Source organism: Candidatus Edwardsbacteria bacterium, assembly GCA_031082425.1.
Classification (GTDB): domain Bacteria; phylum Edwardsbacteria; class AC1; order AC1; family EtOH8; genus UBA2226.
In genome coordinates this window covers 191,703-212,848 of the sequence record JAVHLB010000003.1, presented here as the reverse complement: position 1 = coordinate 212,848, position 21,146 = coordinate 191,703, and the positions used below count along the sequence as shown (strand labels likewise).

Below are 21,146 nucleotides of genomic sequence, written 5' to 3'. Positions count from 1 at the left end.
ATCACCTGAATAATAATATTATACTCTTACTGCACTGAGCTCTCTGATCAGGCTGGCCGCCCAGAGGTAGATGTTATGCTTCAGCAGATGCTGGCGCATGTTCCCCATCCTCTGTCTCCTCTCCTCTGACGGCATCTCCAGGGCATACCTGATGGCCTCGGCGGTGCGTTCGATATCGTAGGGGTTGATTATCAGGGCATCCCTCATCTCCCGGACCGCCCCGGTGAACCGGCTCAGGATCAGCACCCCGTCGCCTTCGCTGCGGGAGGCGATGAATTCCTTGGCCACCAGGTTCATGCCGTCATGCAGTGAGGTGACCATGCACAGGTCGGCCGCCTGGTAATAGGGGGCGATCTGCTGGTGGCTGTGATGCTCCTTCAGGAACAGGATCGGCTTCCAGTCCTTGCCTTTGAACCGCCAGTTTATCCTCTCGATCTCCTTCTCCACCTCGGACACCAGGTCGGAATAACGCTTGATATGGGTCCGGCTGGGAGCCCCCAGCTCCACGAAGGTGAATTTACCCTGATATTCGGGACATCTCTCCAGAAAATTCTCCACTGCCAAAAACCTCTCCATCAGGCCCTTGGTATAATCCAGCCGGTCGACGCCCACCCCCATGAATTCGGCCTTGATGCCGTGTTCCTTGAACAGGTCCTCCTTGGTGGCCTGATGTTCTGGAACCCGTTCCATATCCAACAGGGTAAAGGCGATGCTGATGGGAAAGGGTTTTACCAGGGTGGTATGTCCGCCCACCCTGACGGTAAAATTATCCCAGTTGATCTGGGATTCCACGGCCCGGGCCATGGTATCAAGAAAATTGTTGCAGTGGAACTGGGTATGAAACCCTATCAGGTCGGCCCCCTGCATGCCGTACAGCAGCTCCCTCTGCCAGGGGCAGATCCCGAAGGACTCGGGATTGGGCCAGGGGATGTGCCAGAAGATGGCCACCCGGGCATCGGGTCTTTTAGATTTCAGCATCTGCGGCAGCAGGGCGAAATGGTAGTCCTGGATGAGGATCAGCGGCTCCTCCAGCCCTGCGACCTCATCCAGCACGGCATCGGCGAATTTCTGGTTGACCTGCTGGTAGTACTGCCAGTCCTCCTTGCGAAATATGGGACGGGTGTGGGCGATATGACACAGGGGCCACAGCCCCTCGTTGGAAAAGCCGTAATAAAATCCCTCCTCCTCCTCCTTGGACAGCCACAGCCTCTTCAAATTATACCGGGGATCATCGGGCGGCACCCGGACCTTGTCGTCCTGATCTACCACATCCCGGTCGGCATCTCCGGTGCCGGAGGCTATCCAGGTCCCCCCGCAGGCTTTTAGGATCGGCTCTATGGCGGTGACCATCCCGCTGGCCGGCATTATCCATTCGATGCTCTTGCCGTTCCGGTTGTGCATGTAAGGCTCCCGGTTGGAGACCACCACCAGCTGCTTGTCATCCAGCAGGGTCCGCATCTCTTCCTTGAGCCTTTCCGGGGTCCATACCGATTCTCCCATGGCCCGGAGCCGGGCCTCCTGCTCGGCCGCCTCCCTGGCCTCCAGAATACTCTCGGCCATGTGGGACACCTCCCGGCTCAGGGGGGAGAAGAAATCCTGGGAGGGCATCACGGCCCCGGCTGAAGGCTTTTGTTCCCTCAGGTTCTGCATCCATTCCACCATCCGGGTCATCGGTGCGAAGATGCTCCACCGGATCACCAGCATGGTCACAGAAGCAACCGCCAGAGCCAAAACCAGCAATCGGATGAAATTATTTCTCCAGATATCTTCAAGCCTCTTTTGTACATAATCGATATTCTGCAATATTACAGCGGCTCCGACCAGTTTGTCCTCATCATGGATAGGCATGGCGTATAAATAAAAATGCAGGGAATCTAATTTGTGTTGCCGGCCGAAACTTTTGTCGGAATCCAGTGCTACCTTGAATGGATCCTGGGTAAATGACAGGTATGCTTCAATGCCGGGAGATAGTCCCACCAGGCTGTCCTTGACGTTATAAATAGCCAAACCAAGCAGTCTTTGTTTCTGATTGAACTTGGTCACCAACTGTCTGATTTTTTTATAATTTTCTTGGGACAGTTGATCGGATATACTTTCAGACAAAGCTTCACCCAGCAGGTTTGATCTTTGTTCCAGTTCAATATCCAACCTCTGCCTTTCCTGGTAGACCTGAGCCAGGGTAAACCCCAGCACCACCAGACTGACGGCGATGAATATCGAAATTATTATGGTAAAGTTGAACTTCATATTATATTATCAAAATAAGATTTTTAAGGGATTCACACTTTCTGCAAACCCTCCGCACCCAGCGGCGTAGGATAGATGAAGACCACCAGGTAGGAGGAAATGACCATGGTGAAGATGGTCACAATCTGTATCGTCTGCCAGGCCCTGCCGTCTATATGGCCCAACCCGAACAGTGCGGCGGCGATGATCAGGGCGAACTCGCTGGACTGTGAGAACCTGACGCCGGCCTCCCGGGAAAATTTTTTCGTCTCCCCCGCCAGCCGGAAGAGTGTTTCAAAGCTGAATATTTTGATGGCCATTACCGCCAGGGACAGCATCAGGGCCGGAATTATTATGGAAAGGGATTGGGCAAAATTGAACTGGGCGCCCAGTACGAAGAAAAAGAAGACCAGGAAAAAGTCCCGGAACTGCTTTAGCCCCTCGGAAAGGAACAGAGCCAGCGGTTCCCTGGCCAGGGCCACCCCGGCGATGAAGGCCGCCGCCTCCGGGGAGAATCCTATCAGGTGCGCGGCCAGGGCCAGCCCCAAACCCCATCCCAGGGCCATCAGGAAAAGAACCTCATGAAAGTGCTGGACCCGGCTCATTATTTTTCGCAGCAGAAAGTGTTCAAAAGCCAGGGCCGCCGCCGCCAGAACCAGCCCCTTCACCAAAAGCCACAGAGGATGGCCGGTGCCGCTGATCAGCGCCAGAAAGCCGACCGCAATGATATCCTGGGCGATCAGGATGGCGATGGCGAAGGCCCCCATCCGTTGGTGGTGCAGGGTGGTGGTGGGGATCAGTTTGACCACCAGAATGGTGCTGCTGAAGATCATGGTCAGACCGATGATGATTCCGGACTTCAGGCTGTAGCCGAAAAGCAGGGACAATAAAAACGCCCCAGCCCATACCAGCAGGCTCTGTCCCAGGGTTATCAGGACCGCCGGCCTGAACAGTTGTTTCAGGCGCCGGGGATGCAGGACCAGTCCGGCATGGAATAACAGCAGGATTATCCCCAGCTGGGAGACTGCGTTGACAAAGCTTACGTCCTTCACCAGTTTAAAGCCCCAGGGGCCGATCAGGGCACCGCAGACCAGATAGCCTATGATCAGCGGCTGCCGGGAGATTATCGCCAGCCACGACAGCACCGCCGAAAACACCACTATCACGCTTATGTCGCTGATGTATCTTTCCATCGATGATGATCCTGCAATGTTTGCTTAATTGATCAACCCAGGGTCAGGCCCATCTTGAAGATAACATATATCCCCAAAAGGTACAGGCCGAAAATAACCGCCGCATCCCAGCCCACCTTGATCAGCCCCTTTCTCTTGGCTGGAAACAGCAGTCCGGTCAGGGCCACTCCCATCATGGCCAGCGTCAGGAAGGCGGTGAATATGTGGGTGGGAGAAGCATCGGCCATTATTGCACCATGATAGAAGATGTCATCAATGAAGATCAGGCTGATGTTGAATATGCAGCTGCCGAAGAGGTTACCCAGGGCCATTCCGGCCTGGCCCATCCGGAGGGCGCTGATGGAGACCACCAGTTCCGGGCTGGTGGTGGCCAGCGACATGAATACGGTGCCTACGAAAGACCGGCCCCAGCCCATGACCCCGGCCAGTTCATCAGCCACCATCGGCAGATACAGTCCGGCGGCCACGATCACAGCCGCCGCCAGGCAGAACCGGATCACCGCCCCTCTCAGGGTGATATGTGAATACTGGACCTCACCCCGCTGGCTGGGATTCTCTTTCTCGTGCCGGAATATCATCTGCTGGGCCACCAGATAGAATATGAATATGGCGAAGGAGAACAGGCCCACGTCGAACAGCGATATCGGCAATATCCGCCGGCTGACGAACAGGCCGATACCGGATAGGGCCACGGCGATTATGCCCAAGGCGGCGCTCAGCGACTGCTCCCGGCCCACCCTGGCCGATATCGGGCCCTCGGTATGCAAGGTGCTGATCACCGCCACCACCACCAGGTTCATCACACAGGCCCCGTAGATGTTTCCCAAAGCCAGATCCGGCTGGCGCACCAGGGCCGAGGAGGAGATGCCCGAGAACAACTCGGGCAGGGAGGTCACCGCTGCCAGCAGCACCACTCCTATCCAGCTGCCAGAAAGCCCCAGCTTCTCGCCCAAAATGTCGCCGTAGCGCGACAGTCTGGAGCCGGCGAGGACGATCACGGCTACCAGCAATACCAGTTTGAACCAAATTAAAAACATATCAGGGCTCTTTAATGTTTAACATTTCACAATTTGACATTGGTTTCAATTAGCGCCATCCTTACAATAATTGATCCCGTTGCAAAAGAAACGCCACAGATGTTCGAATTTGCTGATGGGCGGAACATCGTAGTTCCGCAGGGCAAAATCGGTGGCCGCGGTCTGGATCAGCCCGTAAAACATCAGGCTGGCATCCTTGATGCCCATCTCCGGCTGGACCAGGCCCCTGGATCGGGCCTCGTTAAGCAGCCCCCCGATGCGGTTTGTATAGTTGTCTATCACCTTCAGTATCTTTTTCCTTAACTGATCATCATTCAGATGGATGCATTCCGAGGTGATGACGAACAGGCCCCCTTTCCTCTTCTCGGTAAAAATTAGATGGGACCTCATGATATCCTTCAGTTTTTTGAAGGGATCGGAGTCCCGGACCACCGCCTGGTCAAAGGCTTCCATCATTTTGACCTCCACATCGTCAATGATGGCTGCCAGTATATCCCGCTTGCTCTTGAAATGCCGGTATACTGCCGCTTCGGATATCCCGTTAAGGCAGGCGATATTCTTAAGAGTGATAGCGTAAACCCCCCGCTCCATCATGAATTTCTGGGCGGTGGCCACGATCTCCTTCTTTCTGGTCTCTGTTGGTTTGCGGGTCTTGGGCTTCGGCATGGGGATCTTCCCTATGTTAGTTAACACTTACTTACATTATATCAAAAGACTCAAGCCATGTCAACCCAGATAGAAAAGAGCCGCTTTGCAGCGGCTTCATTTTACCCTCACGATTGCATCATCTCCCGCCCTTCAGCTTGAAATCACGGAACCACCCGAACCCGAAGTTTTCAAATTGCTTTAGAAAACGGTCATTCCCCTGGGCCATCAGATCGGCCACGTAGTGCAACCCGAAATAGCGCTGCACCGGGCTGAAATATCCCTGTTTTTTGACCCGGCCCAGGCATTTATCCGCAAACTTCCTGCCCCCCACCTTTAGACAGACTTTTTCGAACCGCTTCAAGCGCTCGGGGGTTATTTCGATTTTTACCTCCGGATATTTATCGCTAAAAGCCTTCAGTAATGAAGCATCCGCCAGTTCTGAATATTTTTCGTTATGCACCACCGCCGAAGGGGTAAGTTTCTTCCTGGGTTTCGGTTTGATCTTGGGATAGCCCATGGTCAACAGGACCACCGGAAACACCCCTTTCGGGAGCTTGAACATTTTTTTCAGCGTCGGGAAAAACTCCATCACCGTCCCGATGTACACCGACCCCAGGCCCAGGGAATCGGCCGCCGTGCAGATATTCTGGGCGCAGATCATGGTGTCTTGAATGGATATCCAGAAATGACGGAAGGAGTTATGGGCGGTAAACGGCGCGCCCTCCAGTTTGGCCCACCGTTCCAGGCGCCGCCAATCTATGCAGAACAACAGGTTGACCGGAGCCTGCCCTATAAAGGGCTGCTGGCACATTTCGGCCAGTTTTTTATTGGTCCCGGCCTTGTCTATTTTTATGATCGAATAGGGCTGCAGGTTGCCGCCGGTGGCGGAGTGAATCCCGGCCCTTAATATATGATCCATGATCCTGGGCGGGATCTTTTTACCGGTGAAATTCCGGCAGCTTCCCCGCTCTATCAGCAGTTTGAGGGTAGGGTTGGGATATGTGGCCCTGATCTCTTCCTTAATGCCATGATGAGACGGCATTTTGTTGCTTGGCATTTGATTCTCCTGCTTTTATCTTTTATTCCTTCGACAGTAGTTGTAGATGTCGCCGTAGGAGTGAAACAGGGCCCCGGCCAATATGTTCCTTTTCCCGGCCCCGGCGTCATCCCGCCTGAGATAATTATTGATCACCTTGCCGCTGCCGGTCTTTTCCCGGTAGGGGGAATTGAGGTTCATCCTAAGCCTTTGGACCCCGCCTGCGCTGTAGTGCAGTACGATGACCGTGCCGTCGGGCTCAATTTCCTCAACCAATCCCATATGGGTTATCCGATCGTAGACCACATCAGTGGTATTCTTGAAGAACACCGCATCCCCTATATGGGGCTGATATTCCTGGTAGGCCAGGCCTTTATCCTGCAGGCTTAAGAACAGCATTTCAGACAGGGACCGGTTCTTCCGGTGCGATCTGATATCCACCCGGTAGCCCATCAGGCGATATACTCCTATGGCGAAACCGGAGCAGTCGTTCTTGAAGCACTTGTTCAACCCCGCCAGATCCCTGGTTCCCACCAGTCCTTTGGCGCATTCCACGATCTCCTGCCGCCGCTGCATCTCCTCCCGGGGCATCTCCCGGCTCCTGATATACGGCCCGGCGCAGGATGCCGTTAATAAAACCCCGACGGCAAATGATACGCTCTTCAATGATCTCATGTTTTTATTGTAACTTATTTACTGGCAGAATACAAGGGAAAAGCCGCCGGTTGGCGGCTGTCAAGCTATCGGGATTCATCCAATCCCAAGGCGGATTTTATGCGACCCAGGGCAAATTCATCCGGATCGAAATGCCATTCATCGGTCAAAAGTTTTTCCAGATATTTACCCGCTGCGGGATTTTGGGGAAAGGCCGATATCAGTTTTTTATAAATATCCGGCGTGTATTGATAGACCTTGGCCAGATCCTCCAGCCGGTACTTGGCCTGAGCGATATCAGCCGGGGCGGCCATACATTTCTGGGCCATCAGCGGACAGGTGATGTTAGCACGCTGGGTGGAGAACTCGAAGAATTTGCGGCACATGGGACAGTGGTACTTTCCGGACGGGGCATCGCCGGTGACCTCCAATTCGTCGAGGTTGATTGTCTGGCTGATGCTCAAAACATCCTTGAATAGGGAAATTACCGGGTTCAGCAAAGCGAACAGCTTATCCTTATCCCAGATTTTTCCCAGGTCGGTGATTATAAAAGTGACCTCCTCCGCCGTTACCCGCTGGGCTGTTTCACAGCCGCTCACCATGATGATGAAGCTTTTTATGGTCTGAAGTTTTTCGTTCCGGTATTTTACCCCCCAGTCGTTCAAAAACCCCAGGTAGGCGTTAAACAATCCGTCACCGCTCTGGCCAAAATCGCCGACAACCAGAAAGGACATTATTTTCTGGGGGATCTTGGGGTAAAAAAGTCCCAGTTTTTCCAGGCAGAGGGACGACTCCAGGGGCATCACCTCAATGGGGATGGGAGTATTGATGCACATCTTGGGCATGTAGGGGCATACCGGATGATCGATGCTGAACAGCATCTTGCAGGTAAGACACCAATAGCGGCGGCTGGGCGAAAGGCTGCCCTTGGGGAGTGACGCCACTTTCTGCATCAGTTTTTCCTTGTTATCAAACATAACTCCTCCGTTAACATGGTTAGAGGCCGCTGATGCCGGCTTAAAGGATCAATCGACCGGGGCGGGTTTTCTCCGGCCGTCCTTTTTAAGCCCCTGAAGATGTTTCCCCTCCAGCCGTTTCAGCTTGGATCGATAGCTGGGCCTGGTAGCCACCCTTTTTTTAGGGCTGGCTGATGCCCTCAGGATCAGGGCCCGCAGACGGTCAAAGGCGTCCTGTTTGTTGCGCTCCTGGGTGCGGTACTTGCGGGCATCAATTATTAGGATACCCCGGGCATTGATCCGGTTCCCGGCCAGCTTGAAGATCCCCTGTTTCACCGCCTCGGTCAAGGCCCGGGTGCGGACAATGTCGAATCTCAGCTGGACCGCTGTGGCGACCTTGTTGACGTTCTGCCCGCCCGGTCCGGAGCTGCGGACAAAATGATATTCGATATCACTGCTATCCGGTTTGATCTCGCTAAAGGACATTTTTATTTCAGCCCCGGTCCTTGCGCACCCCGGCGATGCCGGCAAATACCACCACCAATATGGCCACTTTCAGTGACGTCAGCCAGGAGATGCTTTTCACCACCAGTCCCTGCTCCACCGCGCCGGGGAACAGGTCGGGGATGGTCCAGGCCCACAATATTTTTACTATCAACAGGGCCACCACCAGAGAGATGGCCATCAGCGCCAAAGCGCCCGGGAATACCGCCAGCAACCAATTTTTCTTCATAAAAGATCCTTTATTATATTTTTCATTAAAATACCACGTATCTCAAATGATTTCAATAGTAAAAATAAAATCGCCCTAAAGATAGGGCGATTTCAAGCATTACAGATTACTTAAGAATGCTCAGCTTCCGGGTGACCCTTTGATTGCCATAAACCAACTGATATAGGTAAATCCCGTTGGGCAGAAAGTTTGCTTTATTATCCCTGCCATCCCAGGGCACAGCATTAGGGCCAGACTGGCTGTGGCCAACATGAATCGTTCTAACCTCCTGCCCCAGAATGTTGAAAATCTTGATGGCCACATACCCCTCTTGCGGCAAGGAATATCTGAACGTTACACCACCCCGGCTGGGATTGGGATAGCAGGGCAGTAACGCCAGTTCCGATCTTTTCACAAAGGACGAAACCACGATATTCACCGGTCCGAAGGGTGTTTTTTCGCCGTTGACATCCACCTCCGTAAGCAGGTAATAATAGCTCCCTCCCTCCGACAGGCTTTCATCGGTATAACTGTATTCCTGAGGCTGGTTGGAGGTCAAACTACCGGGTATCTTGGCCAGCAGTTTGTATTCCCCCTCAGAATCCTTGGTCCGGGATATCTCCCACTGTGAACAGTAATACTCGCTCTCGGTTCGCCATGATAGCAAGGGCTTATTGCCGGAGATCGTACCGGTAAAATAGCTCAGTTCCACGGCTTGAACCGGCGGCTGCCCCGGTATCACATACAAGGTGCAAAACATGGCCTTGCTGAAATCCCCTCCCTTGCCCGCCGCCGGTATCTTGCGGACCGCGGTACCGGAACGGCTGGTCCCGTCGTTTAAGTAAGTAATTGGATATGCCGTGCCGGTGCTGTCGAAATTGGCCTGGGTGGTGCTGTTCCACATGTCGGCCGCATCGCCCTGGTTGGTGCCGTTGTACAGCTCCGAGGTATAGCTGGCCGAGGTCTGGTCGGTTTCCTCCAATGCCACGCCGTAGGCCCGGGTATTTGAAGCGTTGACGGTATTGGCATTCAGATAGGTGGTGGTAGTATAGGTGCTGTCGATATGGTAAATTGCCAGTCCGGAACTGTAAATATACTGATCCCAAGCCACTCCGCTCACCGGGCCGGTGGCCACCGAACGGCGGTCCTCAATAAGCCAGAACTGAGCGGTGGCCATGCTGCCAAGTTTTGAAAGCCGGGCGGTAGTGTGATGGGAATCGGACAGGGTGGCGCTGAAAGAAAAACCCTGGTTTTTGGTGATATTCAAGGGCGTGATCCAGCCCAAAAAGCGCTTGCACCAGACGTCCATCTGGACCGGAGTGGCGTTGGTGATGCCATTGCCGCCCCAGCTGCCGCCTGCCATGATGGACCAATTACCGATCCCCGGTCCGCTGTCTCCTGTGTCGTAAAGATCCGGCAGTCCCAGGGCATGCCCAAACTCGTGGCAGAAAACACCAGCCCCGATCATTTCGGTGGTTCCGCTGTTGCCATCGGCGTAATTGGTACGCTCGGGCATTATGATATAGTCATTTATCCGCACCGCAGTGCCGGTGTAGGGGCTGATATCTTTGGTGGTGTAATAAGTACCCCCGGTGAATCCTGTCAGATAAAAGCTGTGGGACCAGATGGTTGTGACACCCTCTTCGGCCCCTTTGCCGGCATGAACCACCCACAGCACGTCAACATAACCGTCGTGGTCTTGATCAAAATTGGCGTCGGCAAAGTTAGTGAATGAATCGGCATGAACCAATACTTTGTTTATAAACTCATATGTGTTCTGGGTGGTGCCGTTTTTCATACCATAATAGGTTCCCTGGGTATAATAAGCAACCGTGTTGTTGCTGGTGCGCCAGTTGTCCACCTTACCGGAACAGCTCATGGCGTTGTAGGACATATCCCGGTAATAATTGTTGACCGACTTGACCCCTGTGCCCCGGTTGAACAGCATGGCCTGAAACTCGGCCTGGGTGTTGGTGGCCGCCAGGTCGGTGAAATATCCCAGTATCACCGGATAACTGCGGCTGCCCGAGATCTTGGCCTCGCCGCCCTTGGCTATCAATTGCTGAAGCAAGCCACGCTTGGGACTGTCCATTCCTTTCAGCCGCATAGCCTTTAAGGCCTCTGGTTCCTTGATCCCCTCCAGTGGGGGCATAGCCCAGGATAAATTAGTCAAAGCAAACAAAAACAGCAAAGCAGACATTACTGTTTTCATACTTTTCTCCTTAAAATAATTTCAGTATTGTAAAAGTTTTCTTCATTATTAAAATATTCATGCATATTTTATGCCCATATCAATTATTAATGAACATATAACATTATGGGAATTAACACGTTAATAATATAAAAAACGCCCTGAGATAAAGGCTACTACTCCCAAGGCTTGCAATATATATACACTTGTCAACACTATATCATAACCATATGGGAATAAACGGTTTATGATGCAAGCAGATTTTGCATTGCTTTATTATATTTTTACCACTTTGGTTCTTCGGTGATCTGATAGGTCCCCATGCAGTAGGGGCAATTAATGAATACGGCTCCTTCCTTGACCTCCACCGAGTTCCTGTCCAACGGAGCCCCGCATTGTTTGCATTTCATCTCCTCGGGCTTGACCGAACCGGAGAGTTCTATCTTCTGGATGATCTCGATCTTCTGTTTTGGCTGGTTGCGTTTTACCATCACCGCCCCAAATATGCCGGTCCCTATCAGTACCAGACCGGTGATGATCCGGCTTCCCGGATTAGCGGTGTACTCGGCCCGGGCCGACATCAGGAACAATATTCCGAAGAATATCAATACCCCAGCTATGATATATACCGCCACTGATTTTCCAGAGACTGACATACTCATCCTCCGATCTTGTTATTTTCCGATTAACGCTAAGGCCTGTCTTTTTAGGCCCAGAAAGAACCTCACCGCCTCGGGATCCCGGAACTTCTGGCTCCAGAGATGCTCCGCCAAGCCCGCCTGGCATAGGCCGTAGTATCCGAAAACGATCTGTCCCACCGCGATGTAGCCGGTGGCCAGCTGCCCCATCCCGAACAGCAGGGCTACCGCGATCTGGGCGATGGCCGTGGTTCCCAGGATGATCTGCCCGAAGCCGAACACTATCCCCACTCCGAACTGGGCGATGGTTATGGCGCCGATGCCGAACTGCCCGATGGCGATCCAGCCCCTGGCCACCCGAAGCTTGCCGTGGCGGTCCTTGCCCACCGAGATGTGGACCAGCGGCCAGCCGTAGTAGGAGGTTTTGGACTTCCAGTCGAACCCCCACCCGTTCCAGCTTTGGTTGGCCGGCTGGGGCGCCCCGCAATGGGGGCAGCTCCGAGCGTTGGGGCTGACCGTCTTTTGGCACTCCCGGCAGGAGATCAGATCGTTCGGCGTCCGGTCCATGAATTACTCCTTAGGCTTGTTATTTCCTTGGGAAGAATTGTCCGATATGTCCAAGGCCGGCTGCAGTTCCTCCCGGGCCTCCTCGATAAGCTGACGGATCTTGGGAGCCATGGATTGCTCCTCGATCTGATGACCGGCCAGGATCTGGGACAATATTTTTATCTGTTCCTGCGGCCCCAGCCGCTGGTTGATGATTATCCGCTGGCTGTCCTTGACCCGGCACCAGCCGCCCCGCCCGTCGAATTCGTCGAATTTGATATTGAGGCCCAGTTTTTCGGCCAGCAGGGCCATTTCTTCGATGATCTGTTTTTGTCGCATGATGATATATTTTATATTTTATTTTTTGAATTCTGCATTTATCTGATATCCTTTTCCTCCAGCACTTCCGCCTCAAACACAAACAACTTCGTCTCCTTATCCTTCCAGGCGTTGGCCGGCAGACCGGCCTTGTGCAGGCACAGGTAGGACAAGGTCTCCTCGCGGGTCCAGCCCTCCTCGGCCGCCACCTGCGGTAAAAACACCCCTGAGCGCCCTCCCCGCTGGACTATGATCCCATGTTTGCCTACCATGAACTCCTCGGGCGAATCTATCTGCCTCTTGGGGGTCAATACCGATATCTCATACTCCAATTCCGGCAACTCTCTTGTTGTCACCGGAGGGAAACGGGGGTCCCCGGTGGCCGCCGCTACCGCCATCTCCGCCACCGCCTGATACAGCGGCCTTATGCCCTCTATATATCCGATGCAGCCCCGCAGATTGCCGCCCTCTTTCAGGGTGACGAAAACGCCCCGCAGTTCGGCCAGCCTGGCGGTCAAAGGCTTGAATTTTGGCGCATCCTTCCCCTTAACCTCGGCTTCTATTGACTGGTGCGCTATCCGGAAAAGCTCCCTTTTCTCTTCCGCTGTCAACCTGTCTTTCATTTCAACCTTTCGAACCTTTATAACTTTAAACCTTTGCTACCCTGCTTTTATAAAGCCCCGCCGCCAGGTACCCCACCACCTGGCCCTTGTCTCCGGTCACATCGCCGGAGGTCCGGTAGTCATAGACCACGGATTTATCCGCCCCCAGATAACGGCATGCCAGCATTACGGTCACTATCGGGCCGCCTCCGCAGGCCTCGCATTTTTCAAAGGCCAGGTCTCCGGCCAGCTTTTCCGGGTCATATTTCTTCACGTCGTCCACTACCAATTTATCGAGCTTTTGGGCCTCGGCCTGGGAATGGTAGTGCGACAGGTCGCTAGAGGCCAGCAGCAGGACATCGTCCCGCCCCTTGACCGTCCCGGCCATGGCCTGGGCCAAGCGGTCGCAGGAGGCCAGTGACTGGTCGTAGAGCATTATGGGCACGATCCTGAACCCCGACCTCAACACCGATTGCAGGAACGGAAGCTGTATCTCCAACGAATGCTCCTTAGCATGGGCTCCGGGATTGTCATTGATATATTTTGGATCATGGGAAATTATCTCTTCGGCCAACTTGGAGTCTATCTCGGTCTTTCCCAGCGGCGTCTCCCAGGCACCGAAGCCATAGACCGCCGCCCCCTCGAAATAGGCACTATGGCTGGGGCCCACCATGATAACGGTGGAGATGTTTTCAGGATCGATGTTCTTGTAGGCATAGGCCGCGGTCGGTCCGGAATACATGTATCCGGCATGGGGGACTATGATGCCCGTCAACCGGCCTTCGCTTTCGACCTTCGTTGCCGCAGCAAGATATTTTTTTATCTGGGCCGACAGCTTATCGGCTTCTCCCGGATACCAGCTCCCGGCGATGATGGAACTTCTTATATCCATTGCTTGTACCTCCTTATCGGGTTGAGCGCTGCAGAACCCCAGCCATAAAAAAGTTAGGCACCACTGGCAGGCAAATATATTTCATGATCCACAAAAACAAGGGTAATATATCCGGGAAAATCTCACCCGATCCGTGTTATCCGTGTGCAATTATGCCCTATCGGCGAACTTGGGGTAATCCATGCCGAACCGCCATTTGTGGTAGAACTTCAGGGCCAGGAAAGTAGCTATCAGTATCGGAATAAACACCGGGAATAGCATGCCGGAAAGGACCACCAGCATCAGCGAGCCGGCCTGGTAGGACAGCATGGTCCATTTCATATTGCCCGAGATCACGGCCATCACGAACAACGGCAGGGCCGCGCCTGAAGCCGCCAGGCAGAGATGGTCTTTAAAGTGGATCGACAGCAACAAGCTGCCCAGCATCAGGGCCAGGGCCAGCCAGCGGGTGGCTTTGATGCCCAGAAAGACCCCGGTGGTGATATTGTTGGTGGCCTTGTCCGAGCTATGATCCGGGATGGTGGTGTTCAGGTATACTGCGGAGACAGCCAGCACATATGGCATGGAGAACAACCATAGATTGGCATTGTCGCGGCCGGCCGATAGCCAGCCGACGGCAAAGGCCAGCAGGCCGTATCCCAGGCCGTTGGCCAGCATATCCAGGAAAGGTTTGGCCTTGAACTTGAACGGCGGCACCGAATAAAGCAGCCCCAATATTCCCGATAGCGTGATAATGACCCCGAACAGAACGGAGTATCTCCAAAAGCCAACGATCAACGCCAGGGCAAAAAGCAGACAAGCCTCAATAATAATGGCCTTTTTGCTGACATAGCCCTCGGCCACCAGGAACAGTTTTTTATTCAGCCGGTCGGTCTCCACGTCGAATATCTGGTTGACTATGTAGACCGCCCCCATCAAGCCGCTGTATAGCAGCATGGCCAGCCAGAATTTGCCGGGCAGCATAAGGGTGATCGAAAGATGCCCCTGCGCCTGGCAATAGCCCACCAACAGCATGGTCCAGGCCGGCACCAGCAGGATGGGACGCAGGACGAAAAAATAGTCCAAGAAGTGTGATTTTTTGCGGTCCATGATTTTATGTGTATAAAAATTTACGAACAATCATAGTAGGATTATATCAGCGGGCCCCTATGTTGTCAAGAAAAGAAGAACCGCATCTCTAGCAGAGGGTCGACGGAAAAGCAAAGGCCCGGTTTTAACCGGGCCTTTGGCTATGACCCCAGCCATGGACACCGCCGGGGAATGATTATAAAGAAGTATTCTATACCTATTTCAATATCATTAGTTTTTTCACCGATGAATAATCTTCGGTCGAGAGTTTATAGAAATATATCCCATTGGACAATTTTTGTCCATTATGGCCGTACCCTTTCCAATTTATTTTATGAACCCCGGCCTCCTGCCTTTCACTCACCAAGGTCTGCACCAACCGTCCGCAGATATCGTAAACTCTCAGGTCGACCTGTTGGGAGACACCCAGATCATAACTGAATACCATCTGACCGCCGGAGGGGTTGGGAAAGCACGGCAACAATTGGGTCCTTGATTCCAGGCTTGAATCATTGGGTTTGCCGGTCACGCCGGTAAGCTCCGATAATTGGATCTCCCCAGCCTGCAGGTTCTCCTTGAGCCCGCGGCTCTCGGCCCAGACCACAAAGGACAGTTCACTGGCATTCCATCCCGCATTTATTGTGAAAGGATAGTTCCTGCTGACCGTTCCCCCGGTCACACTGAAGGTGTCGCCGGCCGAAGCCGGCAGTACATCGCGCACGAAGTCATATATACTGTCCTGTGGTAAGGCGCTGGCCACCGTCGGCCAGTGGGTGTGCTTGCTGGCTTCGATGACGGCCACCCAAACGGTGACCGGGATGGGCGTGGCTCCGGGATAGTTGGTGGTAACATTCAAAGTTCCGGTGCCTCCGTTATATGTGCCGTCAAGCGTGAAATTGAAAGGGGATCTGATCATTTTCCGTTTATCAAAGCTGGAGCGAAAAGCGTTGTACTGCCCGAGGCCGGCTCCGGAGGTATCCGAGCCGACCCAGGTGATCATCCCATCCATAATGGAGGTCGGCAGTCCGGTGCCAAGGGCATAATAATTTTTCAGATCGGCACAGTGGGCCACATAAAAACTGTCCCCGGTGCTGCTGGAATGAAGGCCCATCACGCACAGGGAGTCGCCTACCTCCTCCTTTAACATCTTCCAGGCCACCTGGTGCCAGGGGCACCAAGTGCACCACAGGGCAGTATAATCCATGCCCAGCACCGTCCGCTGTTCGGTGTAGCTGTTGAAACTGCAGGCCAGGGTATCGTTGCCGGGATCTCCGTCGCCTGCCAGAAGAGTGTTGAAGGTAGCGGTATAGATGTTGCCATTGCCGATGGCCGGAGCGTAGGATGCGAAGACCACGCTCTGCTGGGCCCCGGACGCCAGGCTGCTGACAAATTTTGAATCGGCGTAGACTTCAGTTCCCGCCGAGTCGATGGTGCAGATTACCTCGAAGGTCTCGGTCCCCGCTCCCTTGTTGACGACCACGGCCGCCGGGGAGGCCTCTTCCGGCATGGATTTCCCGGGGGTCAAGATGCTGACCATTCCCACATCCTGAACCGGGCGCCTGCCTATCCGGACCTCGTCGAGGCTCATATTGGAGGCTCCGTAATCGCTCTTGGCCCGGAACCTGACCTGGATGGTCTGCCCGGCATAGGAACTTAAAGAAAGGGCTTGGTAAGACCACGCATTGATATCACCGGTCACCAGCGCCAGGTTGGACCAGTTCCCTCCCCCATCCCCGGTGATCTGAACGAATAGGGAATCGAAATTATAGCCCGGGGTGGAGTAATAATGATTCCAGACGTAAAAACTCAGGCTGCAGTCATCAGCCGGATTGGGCAGTGTGATCTCCGGGGAGATGATATCACCGATCACGCCCACCGCAAAGTCCCAGGAATCGAACTCGGCGAAGTTCAGGGTCCCTTGGCAGCCGCTGTCCGGGGAGACCCCGCTGCCCATCTCCAGGGACCCCTGCAGCCAGGCCCCGTCACCCGAGATCGGATCCATCGTCCATCCGCCGTTGGGAGGCCAGGCACTGAAGGAATTGGCGGTATAATCCCCGGCCTTGGCCCCGGTTGGCCCGGCGTCAGCCAGATATACTTCAGGGGAGAAAGTTTTATTTACGGCACCATTGATGCCGATCGCCATGATCGGCGAAACACCAACCGCTAAAAGAATGGCCGCTACCAATATTCGTCGCTTCACAATGCTTTCCTTCATTTTATTCTCATGGATTGCTGTTGACAGGTCATCCTCATTAGAACTTCCAGTTCCAAACCGCCTTAAACCCCTTGAAGGCCGGCTCCCAGCGGCAGAACCCGCCGGAACAGACCAGCCCGCCCTTGGTCCGGCCGGCCGAGACCTTCAGCTGCTGGCGGCCCTGGTCGAAATCTATGGTGCATCCGGCCTCACCCCAGCTTTTCTGATCGTCATACTCGGCAATGGGCTTGTCGGCCAGATCGGCGGTGGCGAAGACATTCAGCCATCCCAATGGCACCCAGCCCAGTTCGGCCAGAACCTCGTCATAATAAAGTTTTTCGACATCGTAGATGTTCCTATAGCGGTTGCCTCCGGCCTTGACCGATAGAGTTCTGGACCCTTCGTATTTCCAAACCACACCGGCCGAAGCCCCCATATATTCTTTTCTGATGATATCAGGCTGCAGGTTGTCCTCCTGCCTCTGGCGTCCTTCGGCATTAAGAATGATATCCTCCCGGGCCTCCCACCGCCCCTCCACAAAAACATCCTGCCATTTCTGGGTGCCGGGGTAGACTTGTCCGTCGGATGTTATCAATTCGCCCCTTGCCTCGCCGGTCCGGGCCCAGGAGTAGTTGCCCCGGAATTCCCAGGCCATCCAGGGAGTGGCCGTCAGGTCGGCCTGAAAACCGTATTCGTCCTGACCGTTGTTCAACAGTCGGCCCTCCCGGTTGCAGGACGGCGGCGCATTTATGGCGGCATCGAAGTCCTGATATTTTTTAAAATCCATCGCCACTCCCAGCCCGGTGTAGGCGGCCGTCAGGCTGCCATAAAAGGCGTGGCCGTTAACGTCCTCTATCCCCACCCAGCCGGCCGAAGGTGACAACCTCCCGTAGGTGCGCCGGCCGGCGTACTCCCCGTAAAGGTCCACTGGGCCGAACGTTCCGCCCAGGATTCCGCTGTATTGCTCGTCCGCCGGTTTGCCGAAAGAAGGATCCAGGGCCGGACCGGCGGCGTTAGCCCTCAAATAAGTCAACCCCGGAGTAATAAAAGCAAATCTGGTCATCTTTATTTCTGTCCCAAAATACGTCTTTGACGTATCCAGTTCCACAGTATTCTCCCTGATCCGCCCGAAAAGCAAACGGGCATCACCCAGGTCTTCCAAAGAAGCGGAGACCAGCGCTCCGTCCAGATAACGGTCTATCTTGGCGGCCTGTTCGTTGGCGCAGTTCAGCACCAGGCCCCGGCCCAGGGTGGCGTAATAGGTCCCGGCTCGGGCCGATAGATCTTCGGTCCTCAGCTGAAGATACCGTTTGGAGATCCCGGAGAACACCGGCTGGTCGTCCCAGCGCTCCTGGTCGTATAAAAACTTCAACCCGGCTTCAACCTTGATGTCATCCTTGAGACTGCCGGACAGCCGCAGGTCGCAATCTTCCTTATAATGAAGCACATTATAGGCATTAGTGGAATCGGCCTGCGAGGCCCATATGGTCGCTTGGTTGCCTCCGGAAATATCCCAGGCCCGGGCGCTGCCAGATAACATAATCAAAGCAGATAGGGTAATTATTATTCTCATGGAGTCACCTCAAGATAGAGATTGCGACTCATGACTAGGCTGGGGTTATCTGTGGTCCATGCTAGTAATTTAAAACTATACATTCCGGCTGGAGGATATTGAACGGTAAAAAATATATGCACTGTCCAATACTGGGTGCTGTTCCCGTTAATCTGAGAAGAAAGGGGGAAACCGGATGGTCCGCAAATCCCGGAAACACACAATTGTCCTCCCGGCATCAGCACCGTGTCGGAACAAAGTTCTTTGGGTGCGTGATTATATAAGGTAAGACGGGTAGACTTCAGGTTCGTATAATACATATTGAATCCGGGAATCTCTGGATGCGTAAGAGTGTCCTGAAGGTTGAAGGTAATGAGAGTGTCAGGCAACCAGCTTATCGTATCGGGCACGATGACACGAGAGAAACTGTAACCCCGCGATTCGGTGAAGGCCCGGGACGCTGACCAATTTGATGTTCCGTTTGCATTTGTAGCGTTGACGCGCCAGTAATACGTAGTCAGGGAGTCAAGTCCGGTGCCGGTTCGGCTGGTATCAGGCAATCCGCCTTGATTGTAAACTAAACCCCTGAAATCGCTGTAAGGCGAGATATGCAAAGTATAACTGGAAGCTTCGTAACTTGCATTCCAGACCAACTCCGGACTGGTGCCTGAATTCAGTTCGCCATTGACCGGCCAGATCAAGGCCGGAGGTTCGGGGGCCGGATTGGTAGTGGTGGTAAATGACCAGGTCTCCGACCAGGCTGAAGCCCCGGCGATATTAGAGGCGTTGACCCTCCAGTAATACGCAATCCCGGGATCAAGCCCCAAGATCGATTGAGTGGTGCCGGTCAATCCTGATCGGGAATAGGTCATGCTGGCGGGATAGAATGAATTGCTGGTGGCCACCTGCAGGCCGTAGCTGGTGGCTCCGTTGACAGCATTCCAGCTTAGGGCCGGGCTTTTGCTGACCCCGGTGTCGCCGTTCGCCGGCGCGGCCAAGATGGGATTGCCCGGCAGCAGAGTGGCGGTGGTGGTAAAACAACGAATTGCCGACCACCCTGATGCCCCGGCATTATTGCTGGCATTGACCCGCCAGTAATAGGTGGTGGCATTGCTGAGGCCTTTGATCTGCAGGCTGGTCCCGGTCAGCCCGCTCTGGGAAACCGCCCCGCCGAAGAGGCTGTCGGTGTCGTATTGCAGGGTATAGCTGGCCGCTCCGCTGCTGGCCAGCCAACTCAGAGTCGGGCTCAGGGCCAGATTTAGCGCATTGTCGGCCGGCAGATTCAAAACCGGCACTGCCGGAGCGGTAGTGGCGGCATAGATGCGGACCCTGGCCGCCTGAACGATCTCCCGGGTGTCATTGTTGCGTACGTAAGCTATAAGCGACAGCCGCCAGGGCAGCCATCCTGAATTTTTGGGGATGCTGCCCGATCGGGAAACAGTCGTTGCCGGCAGAATATCCAACTGGTCTCCTTGGGTATTGGGGGTCAGCGAACGAGCCACATAACGGAACACCTTGCCGTAGGCATTCACCGAATCCTCCACCACCAGCAGGACCAGGCCCAGGTCGCCGGTCGGCGACAGGGAGCCGTCGGCGGTTATCTGGGCGGAGTAGATTATGGCATCCTGGTCCAACTGAGCGGTAAGAGCTATTTTGAACTGACTTTTCTGTAATTTTCGAACATCAACCATCTCCCGATATTTTTGGTAGGCTTCATCGATAGTAAGCGCCCTGAACCGTTTGTCAAGCCCGTCGCAGACGAAAAGTGGCAATGAGCCTGCCTCGGCCTCGCCGCTCCAATATTGGGTAATCAGTTGATCGGTCGCATCAATTCCTATACTATCGCTAAATGGCGGTAATTCTTTTGGGTGCATCTCTACCAGACATAACGAATCACCCATCTCCGTAGACAGGCTTTCAGCGGCGGCGTCAGCGTTGGGGCAGTTGGAGCAATTTTCCGAGGTGAACAGCTCCACCAGCACCGTGCGGGGATATCCCTGACTGGCAGTCACAGCCGTGGGAAGTTTTTTGCCGCAACTGATAAGGGACAACGCCAAGGTGATGGACAGCACTACCGTCGCCAGGGTCTTTTTAAAATTCATTTATCCTCCTTGACCGGACAACAGGAAGAATCTGCTCCGCAGGCCACCGAATCACAAACAGCGGGAGCGATTGATCTCGGAGCGAGTTTAATGATCGTTCTGACGTTCTCCTCCAGGGCTGCCTCGTCTCCGGGCTTATAGCCGGTATGCTGATAAAGCAGCTTCCCGTCCCGGCCCAGGATATAGACCCCGGGAACGTTGGCCAGGCCGAAGTTCCTCATCGCCTCCTGCTCGGGGTCCAGCAGGATCGGCAGGGTGAACCGTTTCCCCTTGGCCACCGCCTTGACCCTGCCGGCGGTCTTGGCGTCGTCGATGGAGACGGCGTAAAATGACATCCCGCTGTCGGCGTACATCTGGTAAAGCTTTTGGATGTGGATCAGCTCCTCCTGGCAGGGATGGCACCAGGTGGCCCAGAAGGCAATCAGGGCCGGGCCGCTTTCCAGCACCCGGGCCAACTCGACCTTCTTCTTCCCCTCCAGCGGTTTGAGCTTGAAATTGAGCTCCCCGGCGGTGGAGATGGCTGTGATTGTCACCAGTAGTCCTGCCACCGCGAGCATGATTGATGCGAATTTTCTCATCGT

The 21,146-nt window shown here is 54.2% G+C and carries 20 protein-coding genes; all 20 read right to left on the bottom strand.

Annotated features, from left to right (window positions below; all coding sequences use genetic code 11):
• Positions 1-18: 18 nt before the first annotated feature.
• The 20 genes from RDU76_04305 to RDU76_04210 all read right to left on the bottom strand — a co-directional run bounded on the left by RDU76_04305 (position 19) and on the right by RDU76_04210 (position 21,143).
• Positions 19-2,247 (bottom strand): trehalose-6-phosphate synthase, encoded by a 2,229-nt coding sequence (locus tag RDU76_04305; protein MDQ7798153.1) that lies wholly within the window; start codon positions 2,245-2,247, stop codon positions 19-21.
• Between the two features lie 32 nt (positions 2,248-2,279).
• Positions 2,280-3,419 (bottom strand): cation:proton antiporter, encoded by a 1,140-nt coding sequence (locus tag RDU76_04300; GenBank protein MDQ7798152.1) that lies wholly within the window; start codon positions 3,417-3,419, stop codon positions 2,280-2,282.
• 32 nt (positions 3,420-3,451) lie between these two features.
• Positions 3,452-4,456, bottom strand: coding sequence for a sodium:calcium antiporter (locus RDU76_04295; protein ID MDQ7798151.1), 1,005 nt, complete (start codon positions 4,454-4,456; stop codon positions 3,452-3,454).
• A gap of 45 nt (positions 4,457-4,501) precedes the next feature.
• Positions 4,502-5,122 (bottom strand): TetR/AcrR family transcriptional regulator, encoded by a 621-nt coding sequence (locus RDU76_04290; protein ID MDQ7798150.1) that lies wholly within the window; start codon positions 5,120-5,122, stop codon positions 4,502-4,504.
• Between the two features lie 118 nt (positions 5,123-5,240).
• Entirely contained in the window at positions 5,241-6,161 is a 921-nt protein-coding gene (locus tag RDU76_04285) for a nitroreductase family protein (protein MDQ7798149.1), read from the bottom strand.
• A 15-nt stretch (positions 6,162-6,176) separates the two neighbouring features.
• Positions 6,177-6,815, bottom strand: coding sequence for a hypothetical protein (locus tag RDU76_04280; protein ID MDQ7798148.1), 639 nt, complete (start codon positions 6,813-6,815; stop codon positions 6,177-6,179).
• Positions 6,816-6,880: 65 nt separating this feature from the next.
• Positions 6,881-7,771, bottom strand: a complete 891-nt coding sequence (locus RDU76_04275; protein MDQ7798147.1) for a hypothetical protein — start codon at positions 7,769-7,771, stop codon at positions 6,881-6,883.
• A gap of 48 nt (positions 7,772-7,819) precedes the next feature.
• Positions 7,820-8,236 carry an alternative ribosome rescue aminoacyl-tRNA hydrolase ArfB gene (arfB, locus tag RDU76_04270; GenBank protein MDQ7798146.1) on the bottom strand — a complete coding sequence of 139 codons (417 nt, stop codon included), beginning with the start codon at positions 8,234-8,236 and terminating at the stop codon, positions 7,820-7,822.
• A 7-nt stretch (positions 8,237-8,243) separates the two neighbouring features.
• A complete protein-coding gene (locus RDU76_04265; GenBank protein MDQ7798145.1) occupies positions 8,244-8,483 on the bottom strand; it encodes a hypothetical protein in 240 nt (79 codons plus the stop codon).
• Between the two features lie 106 nt (positions 8,484-8,589).
• Positions 8,590-10,674, bottom strand: a complete 2,085-nt coding sequence (locus RDU76_04260; GenBank protein ID MDQ7798144.1) for a M6 family metalloprotease domain-containing protein — start codon at positions 10,672-10,674, stop codon at positions 8,590-8,592.
• Between the two features lie 263 nt (positions 10,675-10,937).
• The gene (locus RDU76_04255) at positions 10,938-11,309 is read right to left on the bottom strand and encodes a hypothetical protein (protein MDQ7798143.1); all 372 of its coding nucleotides are present in this window, start codon (positions 11,307-11,309) and stop codon (positions 10,938-10,940) included.
• An 18-nt stretch (positions 11,310-11,327) separates the two neighbouring features.
• The gene (locus tag RDU76_04250; GenBank protein MDQ7798142.1) at positions 11,328-11,858 is read right to left on the bottom strand and encodes a zinc ribbon domain-containing protein; all 531 of its coding nucleotides are present in this window, start codon (positions 11,856-11,858) and stop codon (positions 11,328-11,330) included.
• Positions 11,859-11,861: 3 nt separating this feature from the next.
• The gene (locus RDU76_04245) at positions 11,862-12,176 is read right to left on the bottom strand and encodes a hypothetical protein (protein MDQ7798141.1); all 315 of its coding nucleotides are present in this window, start codon (positions 12,174-12,176) and stop codon (positions 11,862-11,864) included.
• A gap of 38 nt (positions 12,177-12,214) precedes the next feature.
• Positions 12,215-12,778, bottom strand: a complete 564-nt coding sequence (gene amrA / locus RDU76_04240; protein ID MDQ7798140.1) for an AmmeMemoRadiSam system protein A — start codon at positions 12,776-12,778, stop codon at positions 12,215-12,217.
• Between the two features lie 25 nt (positions 12,779-12,803).
• Complete coding sequence (gene amrB, locus RDU76_04235; protein ID MDQ7798139.1) at positions 12,804-13,649, bottom strand: AmmeMemoRadiSam system protein B; 846 nt, start codon at positions 13,647-13,649, stop codon at positions 12,804-12,806.
• Positions 13,650-13,799: 150 nt separating this feature from the next.
• The gene (locus RDU76_04230; GenBank protein MDQ7798138.1) at positions 13,800-14,738 is read right to left on the bottom strand and encodes a UbiA family prenyltransferase; all 939 of its coding nucleotides are present in this window, start codon (positions 14,736-14,738) and stop codon (positions 13,800-13,802) included.
• A 196-nt stretch (positions 14,739-14,934) separates the two neighbouring features.
• Positions 14,935-16,932 carry a T9SS type A sorting domain-containing protein gene (locus tag RDU76_04225; protein MDQ7798137.1) on the bottom strand — a complete coding sequence of 666 codons (1,998 nt, stop codon included), beginning with the start codon at positions 16,930-16,932 and terminating at the stop codon, positions 14,935-14,937.
• 37 nt (positions 16,933-16,969) lie between these two features.
• The gene (locus RDU76_04220; GenBank protein MDQ7798136.1) at positions 16,970-18,484 is read right to left on the bottom strand and encodes a DUF6029 family protein; all 1,515 of its coding nucleotides are present in this window, start codon (positions 18,482-18,484) and stop codon (positions 16,970-16,972) included.
• Positions 18,481-20,565: a hypothetical protein gene (locus RDU76_04215; protein ID MDQ7798135.1), complete on the bottom strand. Its 2,085-nt coding sequence runs from the start codon at positions 20,563-20,565 to the stop codon at positions 18,481-18,483. Before RDU76_04215 ends, RDU76_04220 begins: the two co-directional genes overlap by 4 nt.
• The gene (locus tag RDU76_04210) at positions 20,562-21,143 is read right to left on the bottom strand and encodes a TlpA disulfide reductase family protein (GenBank protein ID MDQ7798134.1); all 582 of its coding nucleotides are present in this window, start codon (positions 21,141-21,143) and stop codon (positions 20,562-20,564) included. Before RDU76_04210 ends, RDU76_04215 begins: the two co-directional genes overlap by 4 nt.
• Positions 21,144-21,146 lie beyond the last annotated feature (3 nt).

Bases quoted from the DNA above. Each gene is read 5' to 3' on its own strand.
- RDU76_04305 (MDQ7798153.1), bottom strand. From the start codon at position 2,247: ATGAAGTTCAACTTTACCATAATAATTTCGATATTCATCGCCGTCAGT.
- RDU76_04300 (MDQ7798152.1), bottom strand. From the start codon at position 3,419: ATGGAAAGATACATCAGCGACATAAGCGTGATAGTGGTGTTTTCGGCG.
- RDU76_04295 (MDQ7798151.1), bottom strand. From the start codon at position 4,456: ATGTTTTTAATTTGGTTCAAACTGGTATTGCTGGTAGCCGTGATCGTC.
- RDU76_04290 (MDQ7798150.1), bottom strand. From the start codon at position 5,122: ATGCCGAAGCCCAAGACCCGCAAACCAACAGAGACCAGAAAGAAGGAG.
- RDU76_04285 (MDQ7798149.1), bottom strand. From the start codon at position 6,161: ATGCCAAGCAACAAAATGCCGTCTCATCATGGCATTAAGGAAGAGATC.
- RDU76_04280 (MDQ7798148.1), bottom strand. From the start codon at position 6,815: ATGAGATCATTGAAGAGCGTATCATTTGCCGTCGGGGTTTTATTAACG.
- RDU76_04275 (MDQ7798147.1), bottom strand. From the start codon at position 7,771: ATGTTTGATAACAAGGAAAAACTGATGCAGAAAGTGGCGTCACTCCCC.
- arfB (MDQ7798146.1), bottom strand. From the start codon at position 8,236: ATGTCCTTTAGCGAGATCAAACCGGATAGCAGTGATATCGAATATCAT.
- RDU76_04265 (MDQ7798145.1), bottom strand. From the start codon at position 8,483: ATGAAGAAAAATTGGTTGCTGGCGGTATTCCCGGGCGCTTTGGCGCTG.
- RDU76_04260 (MDQ7798144.1), bottom strand. From the start codon at position 10,674: ATGAAAACAGTAATGTCTGCTTTGCTGTTTTTGTTTGCTTTGACTAAT.
- RDU76_04255 (MDQ7798143.1), bottom strand. From the start codon at position 11,309: ATGTCAGTCTCTGGAAAATCAGTGGCGGTATATATCATAGCTGGGGTA.
- RDU76_04250 (MDQ7798142.1), bottom strand. From the start codon at position 11,858: ATGGACCGGACGCCGAACGATCTGATCTCCTGCCGGGAGTGCCAAAAG.
- RDU76_04245 (MDQ7798141.1), bottom strand. From the start codon at position 12,176: ATGCGACAAAAACAGATCATCGAAGAAATGGCCCTGCTGGCCGAAAAA.
- amrA (MDQ7798140.1), bottom strand. From the start codon at position 12,778: ATGAAAGACAGGTTGACAGCGGAAGAGAAAAGGGAGCTTTTCCGGATA.
- amrB (MDQ7798139.1), bottom strand. From the start codon at position 13,649: ATGGATATAAGAAGTTCCATCATCGCCGGGAGCTGGTATCCGGGAGAA.
- RDU76_04230 (MDQ7798138.1), bottom strand. From the start codon at position 14,738: ATGGACCGCAAAAAATCACACTTCTTGGACTATTTTTTCGTCCTGCGT.
- RDU76_04225 (MDQ7798137.1), bottom strand. From the start codon at position 16,932: ATGAAGGAAAGCATTGTGAAGCGACGAATATTGGTAGCGGCCATTCTT.
- RDU76_04220 (MDQ7798136.1), bottom strand. From the start codon at position 18,484: ATGAGAATAATAATTACCCTATCTGCTTTGATTATGTTATCTGGCAGC.
- RDU76_04215 (MDQ7798135.1), bottom strand. From the start codon at position 20,565: ATGAATTTTAAAAAGACCCTGGCGACGGTAGTGCTGTCCATCACCTTG.
- RDU76_04210 (MDQ7798134.1), bottom strand. From the start codon at position 21,143: ATGAGAAAATTCGCATCAATCATGCTCGCGGTGGCAGGACTACTGGTG.